Source organism: Fulvivirga maritima (assembly GCF_021389955.1).
Taxonomy (GTDB): domain Bacteria; phylum Bacteroidota; class Bacteroidia; order Cytophagales; family Cyclobacteriaceae; genus Fulvivirga; species Fulvivirga maritima.
Map to the genome: position 1 here is coordinate 6,152,791 of NZ_CP089980.1, position 26,707 is coordinate 6,179,497.

27 protein-coding genes are annotated in these 26,707 nt (G+C 38.4%); 23 read left to right on the top strand and 4 right to left on the bottom strand.

The features are described 5' to 3' along the window. Positions 1 to 99 precede the first annotated feature (99 nt). Both hemF and LVD15_RS25665 read left to right on the top strand, forming a co-directional pair. Positions 100 to 1,002, top strand: a complete 903-nt coding sequence (gene hemF / locus LVD15_RS25660) for an oxygen-dependent coproporphyrinogen oxidase (protein ID WP_233778038.1) — start codon at positions 100 to 102, stop codon at positions 1,000 to 1,002. Positions 1,003 to 1,031: 29 nt separating this feature from the next. Continuing rightward, on the top strand, positions 1,032 to 1,610 hold the full coding sequence (locus LVD15_RS25665; RefSeq protein ID WP_233778039.1) for a phosphatase PAP2 family protein: 579 nt from the start codon (positions 1,032 to 1,034) through the stop codon (positions 1,608 to 1,610). Here the strand turns inward: LVD15_RS25665 and LVD15_RS25670 are convergent. After that, a complete protein-coding gene (locus LVD15_RS25670) occupies positions 1,591 to 2,187 on the bottom strand; it encodes a riboflavin synthase (RefSeq protein ID WP_233778040.1) in 597 nt (198 codons plus the stop codon). The genes LVD15_RS25665 and LVD15_RS25670 overlap by 20 nt on opposite strands. Positions 2,188 to 2,269: 82 nt before the next feature. Beyond that, positions 2,270 to 3,493 carry a multidrug effflux MFS transporter gene (locus LVD15_RS25675; protein ID WP_233778041.1) on the bottom strand — a complete coding sequence of 408 codons (1,224 nt, stop codon included), beginning with the start codon at positions 3,491 to 3,493 and terminating at the stop codon, positions 2,270 to 2,272. A 212-nt stretch (positions 3,494 to 3,705) separates the two neighbouring features. On the opposite strand from LVD15_RS25675, the gene cysS reads away from it, so the two are divergent. The 16 genes from cysS (at position 3,706) to LVD15_RS25755 (ending at position 18,592) form a co-directional block, all read left to right on the top strand. Continuing rightward, on the top strand, positions 3,706 to 5,205 hold the full coding sequence (gene cysS, locus LVD15_RS25680) for a cysteine--tRNA ligase (RefSeq protein ID WP_233778042.1): 1,500 nt from the start codon (positions 3,706 to 3,708) through the stop codon (positions 5,203 to 5,205). 6 nt (positions 5,206 to 5,211) lie between these two features. Beyond that, complete coding sequence (yidD, locus tag LVD15_RS25685; protein ID WP_233778043.1) at positions 5,212 to 5,448, top strand: membrane protein insertion efficiency factor YidD; 237 nt, start codon at positions 5,212 to 5,214, stop codon at positions 5,446 to 5,448. A 119-nt stretch (positions 5,449 to 5,567) separates the two neighbouring features. Continuing rightward, positions 5,568 to 6,575, top strand: coding sequence for an amidohydrolase family protein (locus LVD15_RS25690; protein WP_233778044.1), 1,008 nt, complete (start codon positions 5,568 to 5,570; stop codon positions 6,573 to 6,575). A gap of 48 nt (positions 6,576 to 6,623) precedes the next feature. Next, positions 6,624 to 7,205 carry a hypothetical protein gene (locus LVD15_RS25695; RefSeq protein ID WP_233778045.1) on the top strand — a complete coding sequence of 194 codons (582 nt, stop codon included), beginning with the start codon at positions 6,624 to 6,626 and terminating at the stop codon, positions 7,203 to 7,205. Between the two features lie 135 nt (positions 7,206 to 7,340). Then, entirely contained in the window at positions 7,341 to 8,369 is a 1,029-nt protein-coding gene (gene trhO, locus LVD15_RS25700) for an oxygen-dependent tRNA uridine(34) hydroxylase TrhO (RefSeq protein ID WP_233778046.1), read from the top strand. Between the two features lie 271 nt (positions 8,370 to 8,640). Beyond that, positions 8,641 to 9,621: a M23 family metallopeptidase gene (locus LVD15_RS25705; protein ID WP_233778047.1), complete on the top strand. Its 981-nt coding sequence runs from the start codon at positions 8,641 to 8,643 to the stop codon at positions 9,619 to 9,621. A 230-nt stretch (positions 9,622 to 9,851) separates the two neighbouring features. Further along, positions 9,852 to 10,712 (top strand): ATP phosphoribosyltransferase, encoded by an 861-nt coding sequence (hisG, locus tag LVD15_RS25710; RefSeq protein ID WP_233778048.1) that lies wholly within the window; start codon positions 9,852 to 9,854, stop codon positions 10,710 to 10,712. A gap of 14 nt (positions 10,713 to 10,726) precedes the next feature. Beyond that, positions 10,727 to 12,013: a histidinol dehydrogenase gene (gene hisD, locus LVD15_RS25715; protein ID WP_233778049.1), complete on the top strand. Its 1,287-nt coding sequence runs from the start codon at positions 10,727 to 10,729 to the stop codon at positions 12,011 to 12,013. A 4-nt stretch (positions 12,014 to 12,017) separates the two neighbouring features. Further along, positions 12,018 to 13,052, top strand: a complete 1,035-nt coding sequence (gene hisC / locus LVD15_RS25720; RefSeq protein ID WP_233778050.1) for a histidinol-phosphate transaminase — start codon at positions 12,018 to 12,020, stop codon at positions 13,050 to 13,052. Between the two features lie 46 nt (positions 13,053 to 13,098). Then, positions 13,099 to 14,220 (top strand): bifunctional histidinol-phosphatase/imidazoleglycerol-phosphate dehydratase HisB, encoded by a 1,122-nt coding sequence (hisB, locus tag LVD15_RS25725; protein ID WP_233778051.1) that lies wholly within the window; start codon positions 13,099 to 13,101, stop codon positions 14,218 to 14,220. A 12-nt stretch (positions 14,221 to 14,232) separates the two neighbouring features. After that, positions 14,233 to 14,820 (top strand): imidazole glycerol phosphate synthase subunit HisH, encoded by a 588-nt coding sequence (gene hisH / locus LVD15_RS25730; RefSeq protein WP_233778052.1) that lies wholly within the window; start codon positions 14,233 to 14,235, stop codon positions 14,818 to 14,820. Next, entirely contained in the window at positions 14,817 to 15,539 is a 723-nt protein-coding gene (gene hisA / locus LVD15_RS25735; RefSeq protein ID WP_233778053.1) for a 1-(5-phosphoribosyl)-5-[(5-phosphoribosylamino)methylideneamino]imidazole-4-carboxamide isomerase, read from the top strand. Before hisH ends, hisA begins: the two co-directional genes overlap by 4 nt. Then, entirely contained in the window at positions 15,532 to 16,284 is a 753-nt protein-coding gene (gene hisF, locus LVD15_RS25740; RefSeq protein ID WP_233778054.1) for an imidazole glycerol phosphate synthase subunit HisF, read from the top strand. The genes hisA and hisF overlap by 8 nt, the downstream gene beginning before the upstream one ends. Further along, the gene (gene hisIE / locus LVD15_RS25745) at positions 16,285 to 16,884 is read left to right on the top strand and encodes a bifunctional phosphoribosyl-AMP cyclohydrolase/phosphoribosyl-ATP diphosphatase HisIE (RefSeq protein WP_233778055.1); all 600 of its coding nucleotides are present in this window, start codon (positions 16,285 to 16,287) and stop codon (positions 16,882 to 16,884) included. It abuts the gene before it with no gap. Positions 16,885 to 16,965: 81 nt separating this feature from the next. After that, on the top strand, positions 16,966 to 17,652 hold the full coding sequence (locus LVD15_RS25750; protein WP_233778056.1) for a nitroreductase family protein: 687 nt from the start codon (positions 16,966 to 16,968) through the stop codon (positions 17,650 to 17,652). Positions 17,653 to 18,166: 514 nt separating this feature from the next. Continuing rightward, the gene (locus tag LVD15_RS25755) at positions 18,167 to 18,592 is read left to right on the top strand and encodes a DoxX family protein (protein ID WP_233778057.1); all 426 of its coding nucleotides are present in this window, start codon (positions 18,167 to 18,169) and stop codon (positions 18,590 to 18,592) included. Positions 18,593 to 18,615: 23 nt separating this feature from the next. On the opposite strand, the gene LVD15_RS25760 is transcribed toward LVD15_RS25755, so the two are convergent. Further along, positions 18,616 to 19,527 carry an IS1595 family transposase gene (locus tag LVD15_RS25760; protein WP_233778058.1) on the bottom strand — a complete coding sequence of 304 codons (912 nt, stop codon included), beginning with the start codon at positions 19,525 to 19,527 and terminating at the stop codon, positions 18,616 to 18,618. A gap of 116 nt (positions 19,528 to 19,643) precedes the next feature. On the opposite strand from LVD15_RS25760, the gene LVD15_RS25765 reads away from it, so the two are divergent. Both LVD15_RS25765 and LVD15_RS25770 read left to right on the top strand, forming a co-directional pair. After that, on the top strand, positions 19,644 to 20,354 hold the full coding sequence (locus LVD15_RS25765) for a YebC/PmpR family DNA-binding transcriptional regulator (protein WP_233778059.1): 711 nt from the start codon (positions 19,644 to 19,646) through the stop codon (positions 20,352 to 20,354). Between the two features lie 74 nt (positions 20,355 to 20,428). Further along, positions 20,429 to 20,821, top strand: coding sequence for a hypothetical protein (locus tag LVD15_RS25770; protein WP_233778060.1), 393 nt, complete (start codon positions 20,429 to 20,431; stop codon positions 20,819 to 20,821). Here the strand turns inward: LVD15_RS25770 and LVD15_RS25775 are convergent. Next, positions 20,818 to 22,302, bottom strand: coding sequence for a dihydrolipoyl dehydrogenase family protein (locus LVD15_RS25775; protein ID WP_233778061.1), 1,485 nt, complete (start codon positions 22,300 to 22,302; stop codon positions 20,818 to 20,820). The genes LVD15_RS25770 and LVD15_RS25775 overlap by 4 nt on opposite strands. 345 nt (positions 22,303 to 22,647) lie before the next feature. Here LVD15_RS25775 and LVD15_RS26980 point away from each other — a divergent pair, with 345 nt between their 5' ends. From LVD15_RS26980 to LVD15_RS25785, 3 genes are all read left to right on the top strand, one after another. Then, a complete protein-coding gene (locus tag LVD15_RS26980) occupies positions 22,648 to 22,782 on the top strand; it encodes a hypothetical protein (RefSeq protein ID WP_255763343.1) in 135 nt (44 codons plus the stop codon). A gap of 67 nt (positions 22,783 to 22,849) precedes the next feature. Then, a complete protein-coding gene (locus LVD15_RS25780) occupies positions 22,850 to 23,326 on the top strand; it encodes a UCP032817 domain-containing protein (RefSeq protein WP_233778062.1) in 477 nt (158 codons plus the stop codon). 160 nt (positions 23,327 to 23,486) lie between these two features. Next, positions 23,487 to 26,666 carry a sensor histidine kinase gene (locus tag LVD15_RS25785; protein ID WP_233778063.1) on the top strand — a complete coding sequence of 1,060 codons (3,180 nt, stop codon included), beginning with the start codon at positions 23,487 to 23,489 and terminating at the stop codon, positions 26,664 to 26,666. Positions 26,667 to 26,707: the final 41 nt, after the last annotated feature.

Consider the following 26,707-nt stretch of genomic DNA (forward strand, 5'->3'; position numbering starts at 1 on the left):
TACGAAATTCGCAAAGAACATAGCCCTATTTAATATTTTTTACAATTATCAAATCGAAAAAAACCTGAGTAGTAATCAAGAATTCAATAGTTTTGCCCTATGAGTATTACTAAAACAGATATTTCGGAGTGGTTTAAGTTATTACAGGATGAAATCTGTAATGCATTAGAAAAAGCTGACGGCAAAGCCCAGTTTAAGGAGGACTTATGGGAAAGACCTGGCGGCGGCGGCGGCCGTACCAGAGTAATCACTGACGGTAATGTTTTAGAAAAAGGAGGCGTAAATTTCTCTGCTGTTGAAGGTACTACGCCTGTTAATATACTTCAGGCTCTGGAACTTGAAGAGTGCGATTTTTTCGCCACAGGAGTTTCAATAGTTATTCACCCCAGCAACCCTTGGGTGCCTATCATTCACATGAATGTTCGCTATTTTGAAATGAGCAATGGCGTGTGGTGGTTTGGAGGTGGAATAGACCTAACACCTCATTACATAAACCCACAGGAGGCTTTTTACTTCCACCAAAGCATCAAATCTGTGTGCGACCATCATAACAGTGACTTTTATCCTAGATTTAAAACCTGGGCTGATGAGTATTTCTATTTGAAACACCGCAAAGAGACCAGAGGTGTGGGGGGTATTTTCTTTGACAGGCTTGGAGAAAGTGAAGGCTCCAAAGAAGATCTTTTTGCCTTTGTGCAGGAAGTAGGTAAAAGCTTTGCACCCATTTATGTTCACTATATCAATCAAAACAGAGACAAAACCTTTACTGAAGTAGAAAAGAATTGGCAAATGCTTCGCAGAGGCCGTTATGTAGAGTTTAATTTAGTTTGGGACAAAGGCACAAAATTTGGCCTTGATACCGATGGCAGAACTGAGTCTATCCTCATGAGTTTGCCTCCCCAAGCGAACTGGGTATATGATTTTCAACCTGAAGAGGGCAGCAAAGAGAGTGAAACCCTTAAATTGCTTAAGAAAAATATTGATTGGATAAATCAAAAGTAAACGCTACCATTAAATTTTAAAGACACTTTATGATAGATTGGTTAATCAAACTTGATCAGGAAATATTCTTTTTTCTCAACGGACTACATCAAGACTGGCTAGATCAGGTTATGTTTTGGATCTCTGATAAATATGTTTGGTTCCCTTTCTATGCTGTCCTTGCAGGAATTATCATTAAAAAATATAAATGGCATTCCATCATTTGGCTTGTAGGGTTAGGGCTGGCAATAGCTGCTGCAGATCAGGTTTGTTCTGGTTTTATGAAACCTTATTTTGAACGCCCCAGGCCCTCTAGAGATCCTCAGTTTGAAGGATTAGTCTATATTATTAATGGCTATACCGGAGGTCATTATGGCTTTGCTTCATCTCATTCAGGTAATGCCTTTTCTTTAGCGGCATTCGTCTTTTTCCTATTCAGAAATGAATACAAATGGATCTGGACAATTTTTGTTTGGGCCTTCGTGGTAGCATACAGCAGAATTTACCTGGGCGTACACTACCCCGGAGACATTTTAGTGGGTGGACTTATTGGAACACTGTTTGGCTATCTTTTTTACAAGTTAGCAGCTTGGGTGCATGAGAATAAATTTAAATCTGTCCGGACTTAGCTAGAAGTTTTTGTACGTATTTTCCAATAATATCAAACTCTAGATTAACAGAACTGCCTACCTCTAAATGTTTCATATTAGTGTGTTCGTAAGTGTAAGGAATAATAGCTACACTAAATTCATTATCTTTTGAATTAAAGCAAGTTAGGCTAATTCCATTAAGAGTTATTGACCCTTTTTCTACTGTAAAATGCTCTTTAGAAAGATTATGCTCTATCGTAAAAAGCCAGCTACCACCTTCTTCTTTAATGCTTTTAACCACACCAGTCATATCCACATGCCCTTGTACAATATGACCATCAAATCGGCCATTATTAATCATGCAGCGCTCCAGATTTACAAGGCTTCCTGGCTTTAAATCTCCCAGGCTAGTCTTAGTCATGGTTTCATGAATAGCGGTAACAAAATGGCTATCTCCATCTACCTCAGTCACCGTAAGGCAAACTCCATTGTGAGATACGCTTTGATCTATCTTTAATTCGGAAGATATAGAACTTTCTATTTCAAAATGTCTATTCTCCCCTTCTGTTTGGATAGATTTCACCATACCCAAACTCTCTATAATTCCGGTAAACATAAGCTATTTATTATTTTGCTGTAAAGCTAACTAAACCACACAGGCTAAAAAACTAATTGGAATAATACAGTATTACATACTCCTATTGACCATAAGAGTCTGATAACTTCTCTTTTTTGGGACTTCGCTTTTTGCCATCACCTGCAAGCAATATTATCAAACCTCCCGCAGCGCAAAAAGCCATTACTAGCACCATAGGCAAAGTAGTACCATTGTGCAGCACACTTACAAGTGCAGAAACCAAGCCTCCAAGTCCCATCCTGATAGCTCCCATTAAGGCACTGGCACTACCTGCATTTTTAGTAAACGGGGCTAAAGTTAAAGCGGAAGCATTAGGATTAGATAATCCATGACCGGTTAAGAATATGAAAAGCAATGCAATGAGCATATACATATTAATAATGCCAAGCATCACCCCTCCTACCATCAATATACCAGTAACTACCTGATAGCTAATAGCCACTTTCATTACCTGCTTGTTACTGTAATACTTTAATAAAATATGGTTCAGCTGAGTAGATCCTATCATGGCAAAAGCCAGAATAGCGAAAATCCAACCATACTGCTTTTCTGACACTTGATAAATATTCATGAACACGTCTGAAGACCCGGCAATATAAGCGAAAGGGGCCGAGGTAGCTATTCCTCCAGCAAAACCATACACTGCAAACTGCTTGTTGTTTAACACTGTCCAATAGGCTTTAGCCACTGCTTTAGGCTTTAAAGACAATGATCGGTCTGCCAGCTGCCCTTCTGGCAGTGCGAAAAATGCTGCCACTAAAATAAAAGCTGTAATACCTCCTAAAACCAAAAACACTGAATGCCAGCCATAAGAAGCCACCATATATCCACCTAAAGTAGGCGCAATCATAGGAGAAATGGCGATTACTAACACCAACATAGCAAAAGCCTGCGCTGTTTTTTCCACAGGAAACAAGTCTCTCACTAATGCCTGAGCCGCTACCATACCTGCACACCCACCAACAGCCTGTACCAATCGCATAAAGATCAGCTGCTCTACAGAATTGGTATATGCGCAACCTACCGACGCCACTACATAGATAAGCAAACCAATATACAACGGCCTTTTTCTTCCAAACCTATCAAGCAATGGCCCATAAACTAATTGCCCCAATGATATTCCTATAAAATAACTGGTCAACGACAGCTGCACCCTATCTATAGTTGAGTTCAGGTCTTTAGCTATAGATGGAAAGCCTGGCAAATACATATCAATCGAAAAAGGACTTATTGTAGAAAGAAGCCCTAAAATTAAAATCAATATAAAATATTGCGATTTTGTCATATCCTGATTTAATAAACTAAGTGTATTAAAAACACTAAGTTATGAATGATTAAACCCTCTATAACGTAACCACAAATATTTAGTTTAACATTTCTTATTTATTTCCCTTCTTTTCCCAAAACGATCATTTCTTACGAAAGAAAGTAGAAAATGCTCATTATTTTGCGAAATGCTCTTAATTTTGCAGCCTTATAGAATAACCAGAAACATACATGTCATTAAAAGAAAAGTACCCCATAGCCCTGTACAACACTTTAAGTGGTAAAAAAGAAACCTTTGTACCTTTAAATAAAGAAAGTGTAGGCATGTATGTATGTGGACCTACCGTTTATAGCGATGTTCATCTGGGCAACATTCGCACCTTTATGAGCTTTGATATTGTGTACAGATATTTAATGTACATAGGCTATAAGGTACGTTATGTAAGAAACATTACTGATGTGGGCCACCTGGAAAATGACGCAGATGAAGGCGAAGACAAAATCGCTAAAAAAGCACGCATAGAACAGCTGGAACCTATGGAACTGGTACAAAAGTACACCTCTGGCTTTCATCAGGTACTTGAACAATTCAATATTTTACCTGTAAGCATTGAGCCTTCTGCCACCGGTCATATTGTGGAGCAGATTGAAATGGTAAAAGAACTCATAGATAATGGCTGGGCTTATGAAGTAAATGGCTCTGTATATTTTGATGTTTCTAAATATGATAAGTCTCATTCTTACGGCAGACTCTCCAAAAGAAAGATAGAAGAGCTTATGGATAGCGGCCGTACGCTTGACAGCCAGGATGAGAAAAGAAACAAAATAGATTTCGCTATTTGGAAAAAGGCATCTCCAAGCCACATCATGCGTTGGAACTCTCCTTGGGGAGAAGGTTTCCCCGGATGGCACCTGGAGTGTACTGTAATGAGCACCAAATACCTAGGAGAACAGTTTGACATCCATGGCGGTGGTATGGATCTGGTATTCCCTCACCATGAATGTGAAATAGCACAGTCTGTGGGAGCCACAGGAAAGGATCCCGTGAGCTACTGGATGCATGCTAACATGCTCACTGTAAACGGACAGAAAATGAGTAAGTCTTTAGGTAATTCATTCTTACCTTCTGAGTTGTTTTCTGGAAAACATAAGCTTTTAGAAAGAGGCTTTAGCCCTATGGCAGTTAGGTTCTTTATGTTGCAGTCTCACTACTCTAGCACCCTAGACTTCTCTAACGAAGCACTGATTGCCGCTGAAAAAGGCTATAAAAGGTTAATGGAAGGCTTAAAGGTTTCTAAAAATCTCACGTATAGCAAAGGGCAGGTTAATCAAGAGCTGGAAGATTCTGTAAACGCTATGATTGACAGCCTGTTCCAAAACATGGGAGATGACTTTAATACGGCTAAAACACTAGCGGTATTATTTGAAATCACCACGCTAATGAACAACTTCAAAGCAGGCAACCATAGTACTGGTGAGATCAAAGAAGACACTTTCAATAGCCTCATTGAACATTACCAAGGCATTATTTTAAAAGTACTGGGCTTAAACGAAGAGATAGAGAGCAATAACAACCTTGCAAATGGTGTAATTGAGCTACTCATCAATTTAAGATCTGATGCCAAATCAGCCAAAAATTATGCTTTATCAGACAAAATAAGGGATGATTTAAAAGGTTTGGGCGTTACACTTAAAGATGGAAAAGACGGCACTGAATTTACTATTGATTAATCAGCTATGATGAACCTTCTGAAGATATTATTTATCATTCCGGTAAGGTTTTATCAGTTAGCAATAAGCCCACTTTTGGGTCAAAACTGCAGACATACCCCCACTTGCTCCCAATATACTATTGAGGCAATTAAAGAGTGGGGGCCTTTTAAAGGCACCTGGCTTGGCATGAAACGAATTTCTCGCTGCCATCCTTGGGGTACCAGCGGCTATGATCCTGTGCCCAAGAAAGAAAAAAAATAATACCTCCTTATCACATAAGGCCCTCCTCCTACCTTTCGCATTACTATTTAGCTTTCCTTTTCGAGGGTATCCCAACATATTTGAGCATATTTGTCTAAACCTCTAACGCTCCCTAAACCATGTTAAAAATAGATATGCACACCCATATTATTCCAGAAATAATGCCTAACTGGACTGAAAAATTTGGATATGGAGACTTTATCTATCTGCAACATCATACAAAAGGAGTAGCGAAGATGATGAAAGGCAATCAGTTCTTTCGCGAGATACAAGCTAACTGTTGGGATCCTCAGATAAGGATAGATGAATACCAACAGTTCAAAACTCAGGTTCAGGTAGTATGTACCATTCCGGTAATGTTCTCTTACTGGGCCAAGCCAGATGACTGTTATGACCTATCCCGCTTTCTTAATGATCATATGGCCGCATTGGTAGAGGCTTACCCCAAAAACTATATCGGATTAGCCACCATTCCTATGCAGGACGCGGATCTGGCAATTGAAGAATTAGAAAGGTGCAAAAAATTAGGGTTTCCGGGTATTCAGATAGGCAGCAATATCAATAATGAAAACCTAAGCGAAGATCGCTTTTATCCCATATTCGAAGCATGTCAGGCCTTAGACATGGCCATAATGGTACACCCTTGGAATATGATGGGCATGGAGAGCATGCCTAAATACTGGCTTCCCTGGCTGGTAGGCATGCCTGCTGAGACCTCTAGAGCCATCTGCTCCATAATTTTTTCAGGAATCATGGAAAAACTTCCTAATCTAAGATTTAACTTCGTGCATGCCAGTGGCTCCTTTTTGGCCACCATAGGCAGAATAGAACACGGCTTCCATTGCAGACCAGACCTCGTGGCCATTGATAATAACATTAATCCACGCAACTATATTGGAAAATTCTGGGTTGATTGTATTACGCATGACAAAAAAATGCTAGAATACGTTTTGGAAACCCAAGGATCTAATAGAGTAACTTTAGGGTCTGACTATCCCTTTCCTTTGGGAGATTTGGAAATTGGCAAGTTTGTTGAAGAAATGAATCTGCCGGCCGAAGAGGTTGAAAATATTTTTTGCAATTCCACGTTGGAATGGCTTAACTTGGAAAAGAAAGATTATATATAGATGCATAAGCAATTATTACTTGTTAGTATTTTTTCACTCATCTCCTGCATGAGTGTATTAGCTCAGGAAACACAGGAAGAGAAAATTCAACAAGCTATAATGGATAGAGAGCAAGCCGAAAGATCTCAAATACTACAAACTATGGATCGTGGTGTAGCTTTAATGGAAGATGAAAAGTACACCGAAGCCAACGCACTATTCAAAGATGTGCTAGCTCATGTAAAAGTAGTACCTACAGAGCTATGCTTTTATTTCGGAAAAAACTCTTATCACTTAGGCAAGTACCGTCAGAGTATTGACTGGTTAAATAAATATATTGAGTTAAAAGGAACTACAGGACAGTATTTTGATGAGTGTTCTGAATATTTAGAAAAAGCAAAACAAGGCTTTGTAGGTGTTCAGAAGGAAGAAAGAGAAGAAGTGAAAAACATCCTTTCTATCAATTATGACATAGACTGTGGCCCCAGCGGCATGGTAATATGTCCTGTATGCCAGGGAAAAGGGGTAATAATTACTAAAGGCCAATTTAGAGACACTTACAAGACCTGCCCCTATAGCAATGATCATGGCTTACTTACCTGCGAAGAATACAACCAATTACTTCGCGGAGAACTAAAGCCAAAATTATAACCAAGCCTACCTATGGTTACTCACTTATCGGTTACCTTTTGCCAAATTTACGCATGACTAGGTACCACTAGCAGATTGCTAATTGTTTGGTGAAATGTTAACTTTGTCGGATAAATCAAAAGACATTCTTGCAAAATGATCTTACATAATAGAGTTAATGGAAAAGTCCTTAAAGAACAAATTAAGGCCAGTGACGAAAAACGCGTCACTTTATCTTTTTACAAATACGTAAAACTATCTGATCCTCAGGACTTCAGAGATAAGTTGTATAATGACTACAGCAATCTTGGCGTCTATGGACGGATATACGTAGCGAATGAAGGAGTAAATGCTCAGATCAGTGTGCCTGCTGAGCGATATGAGGAGTATGCGGAATACATGAATAATTCCGAACAGCTGAATGGCGCACACCTTAACAATGCCATTGAAGATGATGGAAAATCGTTCTTTAAATTAAAAATACAGGTTCGTAAAAAAATCTTAGCTGATGGGCTTAATGATACCACCTTTGATGTAACAAACAAGGGGGTTCACCTTACTGCTGAAGATTTTAACAAACTGGCAGAAGATCCTAACACTATCCTTTTGGATATGAGGAACCACTATGAAACAGAAGTGGGCCATTTTAAAGATGCCATCTGTCCTGATGTGGATACTTTCAGAGACTCTCTCCCTATTATAGAAGAGATGCTGGAAGACAAAAAGGACAAAAACCTGCTCATGTACTGCACCGGAGGAATCCGATGTGAAAAGGCTAGCGCTTATTATAAGCACAAAGGCTTTAAAAATGTATTCCAACTTCAGGGCGGAATTATTGAGTATGCGCGTCAGGTAAATGAACAAGGTATTGAAAATAAATTCATCGGGAAGAACTTTGTCTTTGATGAAAGACTTGGAGAGCGGATTTCTGATGATGTAATAAGCCATTGTCACCAATGTGGTAAACCATGTGATGATCATACCAATTGTAAAAATGATGGTTGTCACTTGCTATTTATTCAATGTAAAGAATGTGCCGAAAAATACGAAGGCTGTTGTTCAGAAGAGTGCGTTGATATTATTCATTTGCCTGAAGATGAGCAAAAGAAAATCCGCCAAGGAGTGAACAAAGGCAGGCAAGTATTTAAAAAAGGGCGTTCAGAAAAGCTGACTTTTAAAAAGTAAAATCAGTTCTATAGGTATTAATTAGGTTTTGGAACACTAAGCAGTAAAATGCGAATTTTCTGTAGATGTGGTTCTAACAATAAAATAAATGACTTCCCTCAGGGAGTTAGTTGGCTATACGTTTTTTTCAATTGAGATTAAGAATATTTAAAAGGGTAGACAGATAATATTTACCCTTAGTTCTTACTCTTTTTAAATTATTTGAGATTTATATATTTAGTCATTTTGAGGTGAAGCACTGGTTTTCATGCCAAAATAATACTTATTTGATATGGCGCGCATAAAATATTATTACGACACGGAAACGTGTAAATATGAACGGGTTAAAGTCAAAAAACAAGACATTGTACTTAACCTACTTGGTTTAGGATCTCTAATAGTGGCTATAGCTGCAGGCCTCAATATACTTTTTAGCAGTTATTTCGTATCCCCAAAAGAGGTAATTCTGAAAAATGAAGTCGCTGAAATGGAGTTTTATTATGAAAACATTAATAATAAAGTAAGTGAACTTCATGAAATACTCACCGCTCTGGAAAAAAGAGACGATGAAATCTACAGAATGGTTTTAGGAGCAGAACCTATTGATCCTTCCATCCGAAATGCAGGCATAGGAGGTGTAGACCGTTACAAGGAAATCAGAGATAAGGACATTATTCACGGAGAAGACATTATTTCTCTTAGCGAAGATATTGACAAGCTAAGAAGGAAAGTATACATCCAGTCTAAAAGCTATGATGACATCATAGAACTTGCCGAGAATAAGGCTAAAATGTTAGCGGCTATACCAGCTATTCAGCCCATATCTAACGAAAAACTTATACGGTTGGCTTCCGGCTTTGGCTATAGGGTTCATCCTGTCTACAAAGTAAAAAAGCTCCATACAGGCATCGACTTTTCAGCTCCAATTGGCACTCCTATTTATGCCACCGCTGACGGTGTGGTATCCAATACCACTATTAGCTTCGGTGGTTATGGCAAGCATGTAGAAATAGACCATGGGTTCGGATACAAAACTCACTATGCCCACATGCATGAATTTGTGGTGGAAGAAGGTCAAAAAGTAAAAAGAGGTCAAATGATAGGTTATGTTGGTAACACAGGCGTATCTACAGCTCCTCATTTACATTATGAGGTGATTAAAAATGATAAAAAGATAAATCCTATTCATTATTTCTTTAATGACCTGGATGCTGAAGAATATGAAAAAATTATAGAATTAGCGTCAATAGAAAACCAATCATTAGGAATGTAATGGAAAATTTAATATTCAAATCTATTGCTTGATTAATAACTATTGGCTTACTTAGCAATAGAATAAGAAACAAATGAACTTAAGCGTAAACAAATATCACCATCACCACCATCATTTCAACATCGATCTGATGCATGGGAGGTATATGTTTTAGCGTAAAAATATTTTAACAAAAACAAAAAAGGCTTACCATGTGGTAAGCCTTTTTTGTTTTAAGACCATCTAGAATCATGACCAAGAAAATTAGAATTGCTATTCAAAAATCAGGAAGACTGCAAGAGCAGTCAGTGAAGTTATTAAAAGAATGTGGGTTGAGCTTCAGCAATGGACCTAATAGACTTAAAGCATCATGCTATAGTTTTCCGGCTGAAATACTATTCCTTAGAGATGATGATATCCCTCAATATGTAGAAGATGGAGTAGCTGATGTAGGTATCGTAGGCGAGAATGTTTACATCGAAAAACAAAAGGAGATTTCAGTAATAGAGAAGTTAGATTTCTCAAAATGCCGCCTCAGCATAGCTATTCCCAGAGAAAAAGAATATGGAGGCCCACAATCCCTCAACGGCAAAAAAATAGCCACCTCCTACCCTAACATAGTCAGACAATACCTTAAAGAACAAAACATTCAGGCCGACATACACGAAATCAGTGGCTCAGTAGAAATTGCTCCGGGAATAGGCCTTGCAGAAGCCATTGTAGATATTGTAAGCACAGGAAGCACCCTTCTAAGTAATGGCTTAAAAGAAGTAGAAACGGTAATGAAGTCTGAGGCCATATTAGTTTCTACCAAAACGCTGGATCCTGAGGTACAAATACTTTTAGACAAACTGATCTTCAGAATAAAAGCAGTAAACACGGCTAAGAATAATAAATACCTCCTACTGAACACGCCTAATGAGTCAATTAAAGCTATTACTAATATTTTGCCTGGCATGAAAAGCCCTACCGTTACACCTCTACAGCAAGAAGGTTGGTCGTCACTGCACTCGGTAATTAATGAAAATGATTTCTGGGAAATTATTGATCAATTAAAAGACCTGGGAGCGCAAGGCATATTAGTAGTACCTATAGAAAAAATGATCATCTAAAATCGCCATTCGAAATGAACATTATCAAATATCCTGATCAGAAAGATTTACCTGAAATATTAAAAAGGCCTGTTTTTGAAACTGATTTCCTCGAAAGTACAGTTAAAAACATCATTAACAGGGTGCAAACTGGTGGTGATCTCACTTTGCTAGAGTTCAATGAAAAGTTTGACAAAGCAAAGCTAGAAACCCTTAGAGTATCAGAAGAAGAAGTAAAGGAAGCTTCTACCTTAATTTCTGATAAGTTAAAAGCCGCCATTGAAACAGCAGCTGCTAATGTTAGGAAATTTCATGAAGGTCAAAGAAGGTCAGAGCAACCCATAGAAACTTCGGTAGGCGTTAATTGCTGGAGAAAGTCTGTTGCCATTGAAAAAGTGGGTATTTATATTCCTGGCGGAACGGCTCCTTTGTTTTCTACGGTACTCATGCTGGGCATACCAGCTGCCATTGCAGGAAGCAAAGAAATAGTGCTTTGCACTCCTCCTGGAGCTGATGGAAAGGTGGCTCCTGCTATTCTCTTCACAGCAGAACTGGTAGGTGTAAGCAAAATATTTAAAGTAGGCGGTGCTCAAGCAGTAGCAGCTATGGCCTATGGTACAGAAAGCATACCTAAAGTAGACAAGATATTCGGCCCCGGCAACCAATACGTTACCGCTGCTAAGCAAATGGTAAGTATGGATGGCGTAGCTATTGATATGCCTGCTGGTCCATCTGAGCTAGCTGTGATAGCAGACAACTCTTGTGACCCTGAATTTGTAGCCTCAGATTTACTCTCTCAGGCTGAGCACGGCAAAGACAGTCAGGTGGTCTTAATATCGCCTAATGAAGAAGCTATCGAGGCTATCGTAAAGGCAGTTGCCGCTCAGGTAGAGGACTTACCTAGAAAAGAAATTGCCTATGAAAGCCTTGAGCATAGCAAGTTTATCTTGGTTAAAGATATAGATGAAGCCATGAATATTAGCAATGCTTATGCTCCTGAGCACTTAATCCTAGCTACCGAAGACGCAGTGCAACTAGCAGAAAAAGTAATCAACGCAGGTTCTGTTTTCATTGGTAATTACAGCCCTGAATCAGCCGGAGACTATGCCTCTGGCACCAACCATACTTTACCTACTAATGGAGCCGCACGCGCTTACAGCGGTGTATCCTTAGATAGTTTCATGAAACAGATCACCTTCCAGCAGGTGACAGAAGAGGGCATTAAAAACCTTGGGCCTGCAATAGAAGCTATGGCGGAAGCGGAGCTACTACAGGCACACAAAAATGCCGTTACCTTAAGACTTAAAAAACTAGGCTTGTAATACTATGAACATTCAAAACTTAGTTAGAGCTAACATCCGCGCTTTGCAACCTTATTCTTCCGCCAGAGATGAATTTACCGGCAATGGAGAAGTTTTTCTGGATGCCAACGAAAACCCTTTCGAAACTGAGGTAAACCGATATCCGGATCCTTACCAGAGAGCGATTAAAGAAAACCTGGCACCTATCAAGGCTGTTAGACCTGCTCAGATTTTCTTGGGCAATGGTAGCGATGAAGCCATTGATCTGATCATTAGAATTTTTTGTGAGCCGGGAAAAGAAAAAATTATCATTTCTGATCCCAGTTACGGAATGTATCAGGTATCGGCAGGTATTAATAACATAGAAGTGATAAAAGTGCCGCTTAGTGAAAACTTCGAATTCATAGCGGAGAATATGTTAAAAGAAGCCGATGAAAACACTAAAGTGGCCTTCTTATGCTCACCTAACAATCCTTCTGGCAACGCTTTAGACAGTGCTGAAGTAGAAAAATTCATCCAATCCTTCGAGGGAATAGTGGTAGTAGATGAGGCTTATATAGACTTCTCATCATCAAAAAGCTTCACAGAAAAGCTGGAGATCTACCCTAACCTGATTGTAATGCAGACTTTCTCCAAAGCCTGGGGAATGGCTGGCTTAAGATTAGGAATGGCTTTTGCCTCTGAGGAAATAATTGGTCTCATTAATAAGGTAAAACCGCCTTACAACATTAACATTTTAACTCAAAAAGCAGCCCTGGAAGCTCTGAGCAATGAAGATAAGGTAAAAGCAGAAATTGAGCTTATCCTTCAACAAAAGGATTGGCTACAAAAAGAGTTTACAGAACTGCCTGTTACAGAACATATTTTCCCTTCTGACAGTAATTTCTTATTAGTTAAATTTAAAGATGCCAAAGGCTTATTTGATTACCTAATAGCTAAAGAAATCATTGTAAGAGATAGAAGAAAAGTCCGCTTTGGAGATAACTGCCTAAGAATAACAGTAGGCACTCCCGAAGAAAACAAGAAACTAATCGCTGCTATAAAAAACTATCAACCATGAAATGAGTACTGATCTCATTTCTCACTAAAAGATAAACCATACAGATATGAAAAAAGCTTTGTTTATAGATAGAGACGGAACCTTAATTCTGGAACCTGAAGACGAACAGATCGACAGCCTTGAAAAACTGGATTACTACCCTGGCGTCTTCACCTGGCTGGGTAAAATATGCCGTGAGCTAGACTATGAGGTGGTTATGGTTACTAATCAGGATGGTCTGGGTACAGAAACCTTTCCTGAAGACACCTTTTGGCCTGCCCATAATCGTATGCTTGAGACATTAAAAAACGAAGGCATTATTTTTAAAGATATTATCATAGACCGAACCAGACCTGAGGACAACCAGCCCACACGAAAACCGGGCACTGCCCTTCTTGGCAAATACACTGGTGGCGGTTATGATTTAGAAAAGTCCTATACCATTGGCGATAGAATTACTGACGTAATATTAGCCAAAAACCTCGGTGCACAAGGCATTTTCATTAACGATGGCAGTTTAAAAGAGCAGGTAAAAACTAATGATGTTGAAGCCAGTTGCGCTCTGATTACTACTAGCTGGCAAGCGATATATGAACTACTTCAGGAGCAACCTCGCAAAGCCAGCATTACCAGAACCACAAAAGAAACAGATATTGCCATCACTGTGAATTTAGATGGCGGAGGAAGAAGCCAAATAAACACTGGCATTGACTTCTTTGACCATATGCTAGAGCAAATAGCCAAACACGGCCTGATAGACCTCGATATTAAAGTGAATGGGGACTTAAATGTAGACGAACACCATACTATTGAAGATACAGCCATTGCCCTGGGTGAAGCATTTCTTCAAGCACTTGGCAGCAAAAAAGGTATCGAAAGATATGGCTTCTGCCTACCTATGGATGACGTTCTAGCACAAGTAGCCATTGACTTTGGCGGACGAAATTGGATAGTTTGGGAAGCTGAATTCAACAGAGAAATGGTAGGAAAAATGCCTACTGAGATGTTTTACCATTTCTTCAAGTCCTTTTCTGATGCTGCCCGCTGCAACCTGAATGTGAAAGTGGAAGGAGATAATGAACATCATAAAATAGAAGGCATCTTTAAAGCTTTCGCGAAAGCGATAAAAATGGCTCTAAGAAAAGATAAAGATAATTTTCAACTCCCTAGCACCAAAGGTGTTTTGTAAAACCTATTGATCATGAAAACTGCCATAATAAAATATAATGCAGGCAATACCCAGTCAGTAATTTATGCTCTGGAGAGGCTGGGCATTACCCCTACCCTCACTAATGATTTTGATGAAATCAGGTCAGCAGACAAAGTGATATTCCCTGGCGTAGGAGAAGCAAGCTCCACCATGAAGCACCTGCAAGAAATGAAATTAGATCAGCTTATCCCATCTTTAACGCAACCTGTATTAGGTATTTGCCTGGGCATGCAGCTGATGTGCAAACACTCAGAAGAAGGAGATGTAAACTGCCTTAATATATTTGATTGTGAGGTGAAAAAATTTCCTGCTAATCCTTCTGAAAAAGTACCTCACATGGGGTGGAACACGCTGTATGACACTAACCAACCATGGATTAGCAATGACCTGGAAGACAAACATGTTTACTTTGTACATAGCTTCTACGTGCCGGTGGTAAAAGAAACAGTAGCCAAATGTGATTATATTTTACCATTTAGTGCCGCATTACAAAAAAATAACTTCTACGCTACTCAGTTTCACCCAGAAAAATCAGCTGCTCAGGGAGCCAAAATAATAGAAAACTTTATCAAACTATGAGAATAATACCTGCAATAGACATCATTGACGGCAAGTGCGTAAGATTAACACAGGGAGATTACGATCAAAAGAAAGTATATAATGAAGATCCTCTGGAAGTGGCTAAGTCATTTGAAGATGCCGGCCTTCAATACCTCCATTTAGTAGATTTAGATGGAGCCAAGGCAGGAAAGGTGATCAATACTGAGGTTCTTGCTAAAATCACCACTAATACCTCTTTAGTAGTAGATTTTGGTGGCGGCATAAAGACTGACGCGGACATAGAAAAGGTATTTGATAATGGTGCCTCTAAGGTTACTTGTGGCAGTATCGCCGTAAAAAATCCCACAAAAGTATCAGAATGGCTTGAAAAATACGGCGCATCCAAGCTCATACTGGGGGCTGATGTAAAAGACAAAATGATATCAGTAAGCGGATGGACAGAGCAAACCACCCTTTCAATAGAAGACCTGCTACACAAATATTTGGATGACGGTCTGGAAGAAGTAATTTGCACAGACATAGCCACTGACGGCATGCTTACCGGACCTAACTTGAGCCTTTATCAGGAATTGCTCAATATTTTCCCTAACATCAAACTCATAGCCAGTGGCGGTGTCAGCAACCTGGATGACCTCAAAGCCCTGAAGGCTGCCGGCCTGGAAGGTGCTATTTTAGGCAAAGCCATCTATGAAGGCAAAGTGACGCTTCAAGAATTAAACGAACTTCAAAATGCTTAAAAAAAGAATAATTCCCTGCCTCGATATAAAAAACGGACGCACCGTAAAAGGTGTTAACTTCGTAAACATAAGAGATGCTGGTGACCCTGTGGAGTTAGGAGCACTCTATGCTGAGCAAGGCGCTGACGAACTGGTATTTTTAGACATAACTGCCACTAATGAAGGTAGAAAAACGTTTAAAGAGCTGGTAAAAGACATTGCCAAACATTTGAACATTCCTTTTACCGTAGGTGGTGGTATTAGTCGTGTAGAGGATGTGTCTCCCCTACTCTATGCTGGTGCAGATAAGGTTTCTATCAACTCCAGTGCCGTAAAACGCCCTGAGTTGATTGATGAACTGGTAGCCGAATTTGGCAGTCAATGCATAGTAGCGGCCATTGATGCTCGTTTTGTAGATGGCGAATGGATTGTGCATACTCATGGTGGCTCTAAACCTACGGATAAAGAACTTTTTTCATGGGCTAAAGAAGTAGAGCAAAGAGGAGCTGGAGAAATATTGTTTACCAGCATGGATCATGACGGCACTAAGCAAGGCTTTGCTAATGAAGCCCTTAGCAAAATGGCTAGTAAGGTAAGCATTCCTATCATTGCCTCTGGCGGGGCTGGTACTATGCCTCATTTTAAGGATGTATTTGAGCAAGGTAAAGCAGATGCCGCCCTGGCTGCCAGTATTTTTCACTTTAAGGAAATAGGCATTCAGGAATTAAAAAACTATTTAAGAGATAATAATATAGCAGTAAGATAAATGGATAATTTACAACCTGATTTCGAAAAACTCAACGGCCTGGTTCCGGCAGTAATACAGGATCTTTATACTAAAAAGGTATTGATGGTGGGCTTCATGAACGATGAGGCCTTCAAAAAAACAAGTGAAGAAAAAAGAGTTACCTTTTATAGCAGAACCAAGGAAAGGCTTTGGACCAAAGGAGAAACCAGCGGTAATTTTCTGGAAGTAAAAAGTATGGCACTTGATTGTGATAATGATACACTACTCATCCAGGTGGTTCCGGTTGGCCCTGTTTGCCACACGGGCACTGACACTTGTTTTGGTGATGAATCTAACACTTCTACGGACTTAGGCTTTCTGGAAAAAACCATTCAAGAAAGAAAAACCAATCCTAAAGAAGGTTCTTATACCAACTTACTTTTTGACAAGGGCATCAACAAAGTAGCTCAGAAGGTAGGAGAAGAAGCCGTAGAATTAGTGATAGAAGCGAAAGATGATGACAAAAACCTCTTTCTCAATGAAGCTGCTGATCTAATGTACCACTATTTGGTACTATTAGCCGCTAAAGATTTTTCTCTGAATGATGTTATTGAAGTCTTAAAAGAAAGACACAGCTAAAGCAGAACTTCAGGATACTACCCGCCTTTTTTCTTTGTTTTATAAATTCATTGTTATTAATTGAATGAATAAATACATCATATGACAAAGAAAACCATCATAGGCGGGTATCCTTTTATTCCTTACCAAAAAGAAACCTATTCAGAAGCAGAGGTAATAAAAAGAAGCCAGGAATTCCACTCTTGGTTAGATCTTCGCAGGAGTGTCCGCGAGTTCTCCGATAAGCCCATTCCTAAAACGGTAATTGAAAACCTAATTCTTAGTGCCTCCACAGCGCCATCAGGGGCTCACAAGCAGCCATGGACTTTCTGTGCAGTAAGTAACAAAGATCTCAAACAGCAAATAAGAATAGCGGCAGAAAAAGAAGAAAAAGAAAGCTATGAAAGCCGCATGAGCAAAGAATGGCTCAATGACCTGAAGCCACTGCAAACCGACTGGCAAAAAGCATTTCTTGAAATAGCGCCATACCTTATAGTGGTATTTAAAAAGGCCTTTGAATTACAACCTGATGGATCAAAAAAGAATTATTATTATGTAAATGAATCAGTGGGTCTGGCTACAGGCCTTCTGCTAGCGGCGATTCATAATGCAGGCCTTGTGGCTTTAACTCACACCCCCAGCCCCATGAATTTCCTTACTGATTTACTAAAAAGACCAACCAATGAAAGGCCTTTTCTCCTCATACCTGTGGGCTACCCTAAAGAAGAAACCTTAGTACCGGATATAAAAAGAAAAAAACTGGAAGAGGTAAGTGTTTTTTATGAGTAATAGCTCCTCAAAAGATCATCAAAACGACAAATCATAAATATCCCAGCTCTTCAAATTCATTTCTGAAACACTAGCCTGAGGCTCGTTGCTCACCTCTCTATAATTTTCATCCAATTCATAACATCCTCCAAGCATAAAGAATATTAATATCATCGAATAGAAATAATAATGAATGTTATTATACATAACTTATTATAATGCCTTTACATAAACAGGCCGCAATAGTAATAAAATAAGCTCTAATATGAACTTAAAAACCAACTTAGTTGAGCACGTTTTTCCACACATAAGCCACTCATATAATAATACTATCATGCTTACTTACAATTTTCATATCTTTCTTGGTTGTTCTTTATAAGAGATAAAAAGTGGTGATTATAAATTGCCTCTTTAGGGCATAACTTGAGTACAAGAAAAAATGAATTATTGGCTAGATTCTGAAAAATAAATTATTTTCGAGGCATATAACCTATTTTTTATAAAGGCTTAATTTTTTAATCAAAATTTTACTCCGATGAAAAGCAATCTTTTCGAGACTACTTTTAATAATAATATAGCTAACCTGTGGCTTCTTTTGCTGAGAGTTTCCATAGGAGCACTAATGATGAGCCATGGTTTACCCAAATTACAAATGCTTTTAGAAGGTGGTGAAATCCAGTTTGTAGACTGGTTAGGCTTAGGACCTACCGTTTCTCTCACTCTGGCTGTACTTGCCGAAGTAGTTTGTTCTGCTTTCATCATTTTAGGATTAGGCACAAGGCTGGCCGTTATACCGCTAATCATAACCATGCTTACAGCCATATTTGTAATTCATGTTAATGATCCGTTTGCAAAACAAGAGTTCCCCCTTTTATATATGCTTATTTACATTACTCTTCTGGTATTTGGTAGTGGTAAATTTTCTATTGATCAGAAAATGAACCGCAGAGGATATCGTTAAAAGTGTAATATGATTATCCGTAATTAGTCATATGCTGTAATGTTAGCTATAACGAGCCTATCAAAGAGCTTATCACCAAAGTATCGTCTATTGAGTTTGTAAACAAACTCATTGAGATACAATTGAAGGTACTTTCCTTTAATCTTATGGTAGTTCCCTAGAAATGTTCTTTTGGCATTGCTAATGGTGATATGCACCCATTTAAGTGTCTCGTTAGTGGTTTGCTTATTAGATTTCTCAGTAATGTGAAGCTCTATATAATCAGCAATGTTAACATAGGAAGTGCTTTGGTCTGAAAAAACAATACTTTGTTCATCAATGGATGATTGTAATACATGATCTACTTCCTGTGAACTGTGGCCTTTAAGTACTTTAGCTTTGAAATAACGACATTGACGTTCTTTTTTTCCTGTTTCCAAGTCTTCTAAAGGAGTAGATTCAGCCATTACTGCTACATTTTGTTTTCCTGCCGCTCCTCTACCTCTTTTCCCTTTATTCTTCTCGATCTCAGTTGATTCCACTGTAAAATAGCCCTCATCCATCTCAATCATTCCCTCTAAAGTGTATCTGGAATCTCGATTTCCCATGGCTTTTCTCAGTTTATGAACCATTGCCCATACGGGCTCATATCGTTTCAATCCCAATTGCTTCTGAATCTCCTTGCTGGAAAAACCTTTTTTGGTAACACTCATTAAAAACATTGTTTTGTACCAAACCAGAAAAGAAAGGTTAGAGTCTTGCATGATCGTGCCGCTACGTAAAGAAGTTCTACTTCGGCAAGCTTTACACTCATAGCTCCATCGGCTTTTTATCCAATAATGCTGATCATGACCGCAACGGTGACATATAACTCCTAACTTGTCTCGTTCTCCTTTAAAATGCTCTCTGCATGATTGTTCATCACTGAAGTGGGTAGTGAAACTGAATATATCCATACACTAATTTAATACTTTTTTTACATTATGGGTAATTACGGATAATCATAAAAGTGTAATTTTACTTCCTGATTATCCGGGGAAATTATAATTTCGCGATTCTAAAACTATTACTTATGGGAAGAGCATTTGAATACCGCAGAGCGGCCAAAGAAAAAAGGTGGGACAAGATGTCCAAACTATTTCCTAAACTGGCCAAAGCCATCACAGTAGCCGCCAAAGAAGGAGGCACTGATCCTGACATGAACGCCAAGCTAAGGACAGCCATCCAAAATGCTAAGGCTCAAAACATGCCTAAAGATAACATTGATGCCGCTATAAAACGGGCTGATGGCAAAGATGCTGATGCTTATGTAGAGGTAAACTATGAAGGTAAAGGACCTCACGGTGTTCTTGTTTTTGTAGAATGTGCTACTGATAACACCACCAGAACTGTAGCTAACGTAAAATCTTACTTTAATAAAGCAGGCGGCAGCCTGGTACCTTCTGGATCTTTAGAATTTATGTTCAACAGAAATGCTGTTTTCGAATTTGAAAAAGCTGAAGACATGGATCTTGAAGAATTAGAGCTAGAGCTTATTGATGCCGGCATGGAAGAAATTGAAGAGCAGGAAGGTAAAGTCTATGTGTATGGAGATTACACCCAGTTCGGAAGTATTTCAAAAGCTTTAGAAGATTTAAATATTGAGGTAACAAAAGCGTCTCTACAACGTTTTCCTACTACACCTGTAGACTTCACAGAAGAGCAGTTGGAAGAAATAGAGAAAATGCTTGATAAAGTTGAAGACGACGACGACGTTCAAGCGGTATACACTAACATAGCTTAATGGCAGCTTCAAGTTTTGCACAACGGTTAAAAAGTCTAAACATAGTCCACTGGATTATTGCTTTACCCCTGGTCATGGGAGGATTAATAATATTCTCCCTTAACATGAACCAACCGGCAGTAGGTCCCGGTCAAACTATAGATTATTTAATCTACGTGCCTCTTTTGGCAATGGTAATGATTTTGCCTATCAGCAATATCATATACACCCAAATGCTAAAAAAGCACTACAGCAAGCCGTTAACAGCAAAATTTGAAGCTTATAAAGGGGCTTTTATCCTAAGAGATTCTTTATTTGAAATACCTGGCATACTCACGTGTATAATAGCTTATGTCTTAGGAAATAACTTCATACTCATTATCATCCCAGCTATTTTATTACAGTTTTATTCTAACAGACCTGTACTGAAAAAAATCAGTTACGACTTAAGGCTTACTCCTGAACAGGAAAAAGAAATATTGGCCTAAGTCAAAATATCCTCATAAGCTCCATTTACATGTACTCGAGCGCTGAGATGCCCCTTTAATGATTCCGGCTTGAGTAATGAAGTGCCAAGCAGCATCCTTACACACTCCTGTATCCCTTCTGTAATAGACGGATGAGGATGAACACATTCCGCTAACTCTTCCACTCCTTTATCCATACTTATAAGCAGAGCCACCGCCTGTATAGCACTAGAAGCCTGATTACCCACTACCCTCATACCTAGCAGGCGCATTTTATCATCATTAGAAACTAACAATTTTATAAAGCCTTGTGTATTTCTCTTTGCTATTGCTCTGGGTATACATCGGTAATCAAGCGTAACCACTTTATAAGAAATACCCTTTTTAATAGCTTGTTGCTCATTAAGCCCTACCCCGGCTACCTCCGGATCCAGAAACATAATAGTAGAGATGTTTTCATACATCAGCTTTCTTTCAGGGTTCCCGAAAATGCGCTCCACAGCGTACCGCCCTTCAAGCTCGCCCACGTTAACCAATGCTATATCTGCAGTTAAGTCACCTACCGCGTATATATTACTCTCACTAGTCTGTGTTTGATTATCTTCTACACCTCTATGGTTTAAAGTGATGTTTACATTATCACTCCATAAGTTTTCATAATTAGGCACACGCCCCACAGCCACCAATGCCTTCTCTACATTAAAGACTTCATTAGAGCCATCAGTATATTCCAGTTCATACTCTACCCTATCGTGAATCACCTCCATTCTTACTAACTGGGAATTTCTATGGATATGTACGCCATTATTTTCCATGTTACGCTCTATCACATTCACCACATCTTCATCTTCAAAAGGCAGAATGTGATCTCCTTTGTCTATAAGGTGAACTTTTGTTTTTCCAAAACCGGAAAATATTGTAGCAAACTCACACCCAATAACCCCCGCTCCTACTATCACCATACTTTCGGGGAAGTCATCTAGTGTTTCTATGCTATCACTGGTAATAATAATTTTTTCATCTATAGGTATGTTAGGCAACTTTCTGGGTCTACTGCCTGTAGCCAAAACAATATGATCAGCCTCCACTATCTGTTCCTTACCTGAAGCGTCAATTATTTGCACCTCATGTGGCGTGAGTAAATGAGCCGTACCTTCTTTATAAGTGAGCAAACCCATCATTTGAGTATTTCTCAGAGAGGTCATGTTATCCAAAAGCATCGCTTGCCTTTCACTAACAGCCCTTAGCACCTCTCTTTTTATTTCATTGAAATCAGCATCAGGCGGCTCCAAATTAAACCTACTCAGGTGCCTGCTCACCAAATGAACATCTCGGGAGATCTCCCACCAGGTTTTTGAGGACAAAGCTCCTTTAGCTACTCCCCCTCCTCCTATACTTTCCTTTTCAACAAGTAAAGTTTTCTTCTTAAAATCAATTGCACGCATAGCGGCTGCATACCCTGCAGGCCCAGCTCCTATAATAACGAGATCATACTTTTCCATAACCAAAGACACTTATATAAATATACGATTTCATAGTATTTTTCCACTACTAATAACCCGTTAATACCAATTCAGTTATACAAAGTGGCTAGAAGATACAGGAAATTTTAAATTCTACATTATTTCTTACTTAAATCTTACATCAACGTATTTTTTTATAAATCATGGGAATATTATTATTTGTATTAAAATTTCAACTATACATTTCATTGGTAATTAATATAAAATATTTATAACATTTATTATTTATGATTAAAATATTCTTATATTTTTTATTGATCATAGATTTAAATAGCTATAATATTGTATTACAAAACATTTATAACTATTTAAACTATTTACAAAATGAAAACGGTAGTAACTAAAAGCAAGGAAACGCAGAAGAAAGAAGAGTTAATTTCCAAACTAATGCAAAACAACAAAGACAACTTCAGTAGCCCCTGCCTGATACAGTGCAGTATCATCGGTGGAAATGAGTAATAAAAACCATTGGGAGTCACCCTGAACCCGTGACTCCCGATTTTTTTTAAATTTTAACGGTATGGAAATGAAACTGGAAAAGTATCTTGATTGTGAAAACGAAGAGTTAGTGATAGAAGGCTTTATTGATAGGTACAATGTATCAGAAGAGGAAGCAAAGGAGATTTTTTTAGAAACCAAAAAATGGCTTTGGTTAGCCGACCAATGTATTAAAAAAGAAGGTTTTAATCTTTTTATTGATGGTCCTTTACTGATCATTGATGAGATGTGGCACACGTTCATATTATACACCAGTGTGTATACAAAATTTTGCAAAAAGCAGTTCAATAAATTCATTCATCATCACCCTACAAGTAAAAAAGAGCAAGCAGAAAGGGACAAGCTTATCAAGGAGAACAAGGCAGCTAATCCTTATGAAGAGAGCATAGAAAAGCAGTATAGTCTTATTTATGACTATCTGGGCGCTGAAACTTTATTAAAATGGTATGAGGTAATTCCTCAGAAGTACACCCCTAGTTATATAAAGCAGATAAGAAAATATTAAATTCATTTTTTCTTTTTACCAACAGTTAAACTATTTTAGTATCCATTAACCTTAATGGATGCTATTTTTTTTTGTCGTAATAAAGAATACCCTAACCACTTAAGCCCTCTTTTTAAGTGGGTTACATGTTTATTTTGCTTTTTTTTTGAGCTCCATTTCAGTGGCTCAAGATATACCATTCACTACTTACACCCCTTCAGACTATAATGCTTCATCATCTAACTGGTCTATAACTCAGGATGAAAATGGCTTATTCTATTTCGCTAATTACCAAGGCATTCTAATATTTGATGGCTCCACCTGGGAGCTTATTCCTCTTGAAGGACAAAATATAGGTTTATCAGTAGCATATGCCAAAGGAAAAATATTCGTTGGCTCCAAAGGTGATCTCGGTTATTTAAAACCAGACATTAAAGGGAAACTTCACTTTGAATCATTAAATAGCAGCCTTTCTGAAGAAACCAGAATCCATAGCTGGTTTGACATAAAAAGCACAGATGAGATTACTTATTTCTATTCCAATCAGTGTATTGTGGGGATAAAAAATGATTCTATATTCGAAATTAAAACTGATAATGGGCTATTAGGAGGACTTTTTGAAGTAGATAATGAAATCTATACCTATATCTATAAAAATGGAATTTATAAGATTGAAGAGAAAACATTGGTAAAACTGAAAGGCACTGATCAACTCACTTATGAAAACATTGCCTATATAGACAAAAAGGATGGTAAAATCATCATTGGCACTAATAAAAATACGCTATACTCCTACAAAAACGGACATATTCAAAGGCTACAAAACTCAATCACAGATTCCCCCATTAGCTCCTTCGCAAGCAGTTACAATTCAACCCAGAAATACAATAAGGCCATAGGCACACAAAGTAAGGGGCTATACTTTCTAACACCGGATTATAATCCAATAAAAAGCGGCTTTCTGGAAAATCAAACGATCAAAGAGCTCTATTTTGATGATAATGGAAATCTCTGGAGTGCCTCTCAAGAGAATATATCACACTTTGAAACCTCATCTCCTTTAAAAATATCAAAAGACATCTATGATGAAACAGGCTCTATCCTCTCCTTAATAAAATGGAGAGAGACTATTTATATGGGTACTACCACTGGTTTATTTTCAAAAAAAGGTAATTCTCTTAAAAAAGTAGCCGGTATAAATGCGAAAGTATGGAGCCTAACTGTTTTTAACAATAAATTACTGATAGGCAGCGAAGCAGGCCTCTATCAACTTAACGGCAGCTTGACTGAAGTATCAGAAATAAAACTAATCTCCAAACTCAGCTCCTGGAACGATCACCTCATTGTAGGTTCTCTTGGCCAATTAAACATTCTTTCAAAAGAACCAGAGGCCAAACTTAAGGTAATAAAGAAAATACCATTGAAAGTCCGGCATTTTAATGATATTATGCAGATAAATGACAGTACTATATGGCTTCATTCTAAGTTTGATGGCATTTATAAATTAGACAATATTAATGGTGATTCCGTCATAATAAATAAATTCACTACTGACAATGAATTACCTGATGTAAATGACATCAACATCTTCAATATCAACAACAAAATACTCTTTTCTACCAGCAAAGGGCTTTATCATTTCAACCCTGAAGATCAAACCTTCTCAGTAGACTCATCTCTTTCTAAAAAGCCGTATAACATTACCTATGCTACTAAATCAGAAAAAGGTATTGTGCTGTCTACTATCAATAAAACTAACCACAATAAACTGGTACACCTTACGGATAAAGGCAAAGAAATAATTACTCCTTTTAAAAGGATTCCGAATACCTCTATTAACCTGATTTATTATGCTGACAGCACCTTATGGGTAGCCGCCAGCAATGGACTCTATACTTTTGACTATCGCATAAAAAAAGACTACACCCGAAGCTACCCCACAGTTATCAGGCGAGTAACGTCGCAGGATTCTGCTATTTTCCTAGGTCATTATTATGAATCTAATCAAAAGGAAAAGATACCTACTTTACTTTCTAAACAGAACAAGATATTTACCCCTACTCTGGATTTTGAGCACAATGAAATAGCGTTTCAATATAGTGCCTCTTTTTTCGAGGTGCCTGAAAGCAATTTATACAGCTATTATTTGGAAAATGAAGACAAAGGATGGTCTCGATGGGATGCTAGTTATAAAAAAGAATACAGTAACTTACCCCCCGGAGATTATGTATTTCACGTAAAGTCTAAAAATATTTACGGAGTAGAAGGCCAAGAAGCCACCTACTCTTTCTCCATATTACCTCCTTGGTACATGACCTGGTGGGCCTACGTAGGCTACACTATTTTATTAGCCTTTATAATATGGGGCGTAGTACTTGCCTATACCTATAGGGTACGTATGCAGCGTCAAAAACTTAAGCTCATAGTGGCAGACAGAACTTTTGAAGTGATTACTCAGAAAAAGGAAATAGAAAAACAGAAGAGCCTTCTAGAGAATCAATTTGAGCAGATCAAAGCCCAAAGAGACGACATTCAGGTCAAAAACCTGGAGCTCAGTCAGGCTCAGAAAAAAACCTACCAGACTAATCTGGCCCTACAAGAACTTAACAGCAACCTGGAGCTACAAGTAGAAGAAAGAACCAAAGAGATTAAATCTATGCTCACCGAGCTCCAAAAGACGAACAAGGAGCTGGATCATTTTATTTACCGAGCCTCGCATGACCTGAAAGGGCCTATCAGCAGGATTAGCGGACTTACTTCTCTCGCCAAACTTGAGATTGAGGATAGTCCTACTAAAAACTACATTAACCTGATTGATTATACGGCTAATAATATGAAGTCTACCCTGACCAAGCTCACTCAGGTGCACGATCTTATGACTGCAGAAGTAGTAATAGAAGAGGTAGACATTGCCACCTTACTTAGCGACATTAAAAACAGCTTAAAACATCTTGATGATCAAGATACTAACACTAAATACACTTTTGATTTTAAGGACAACCTCTGCGTTAAACAAGACAAATACCGGCTTAATATTATCTTAAGCAACCTACTGGAAAATGCCATTGTTTATAAAAGACAATCCAGGGAAGAGCACACCATAGATATCAAAATAAGAAAGAAAGAAGATAAGCTAACTATTACGGTGAGTGACACAGGTATTGGAATAGAACCTGACCAAAAGGACAAAGTATTTAATATGTTTTACAAAGCCAATGATATCCACAATGGCAGCGGGCTGGGGCTCTATTTGGTAAGCCTGGCTGTAACCAAGTTAAATGGCTCCATTACCGTAGAAAGCAAAGTAAACACCTTCACTACCTTCACAGTACAGATAGGCCTACCCAAAAGCCTTACTTAGGCCTCCCTTGATAATTGCATAAATCAAAACAAGATATAAAA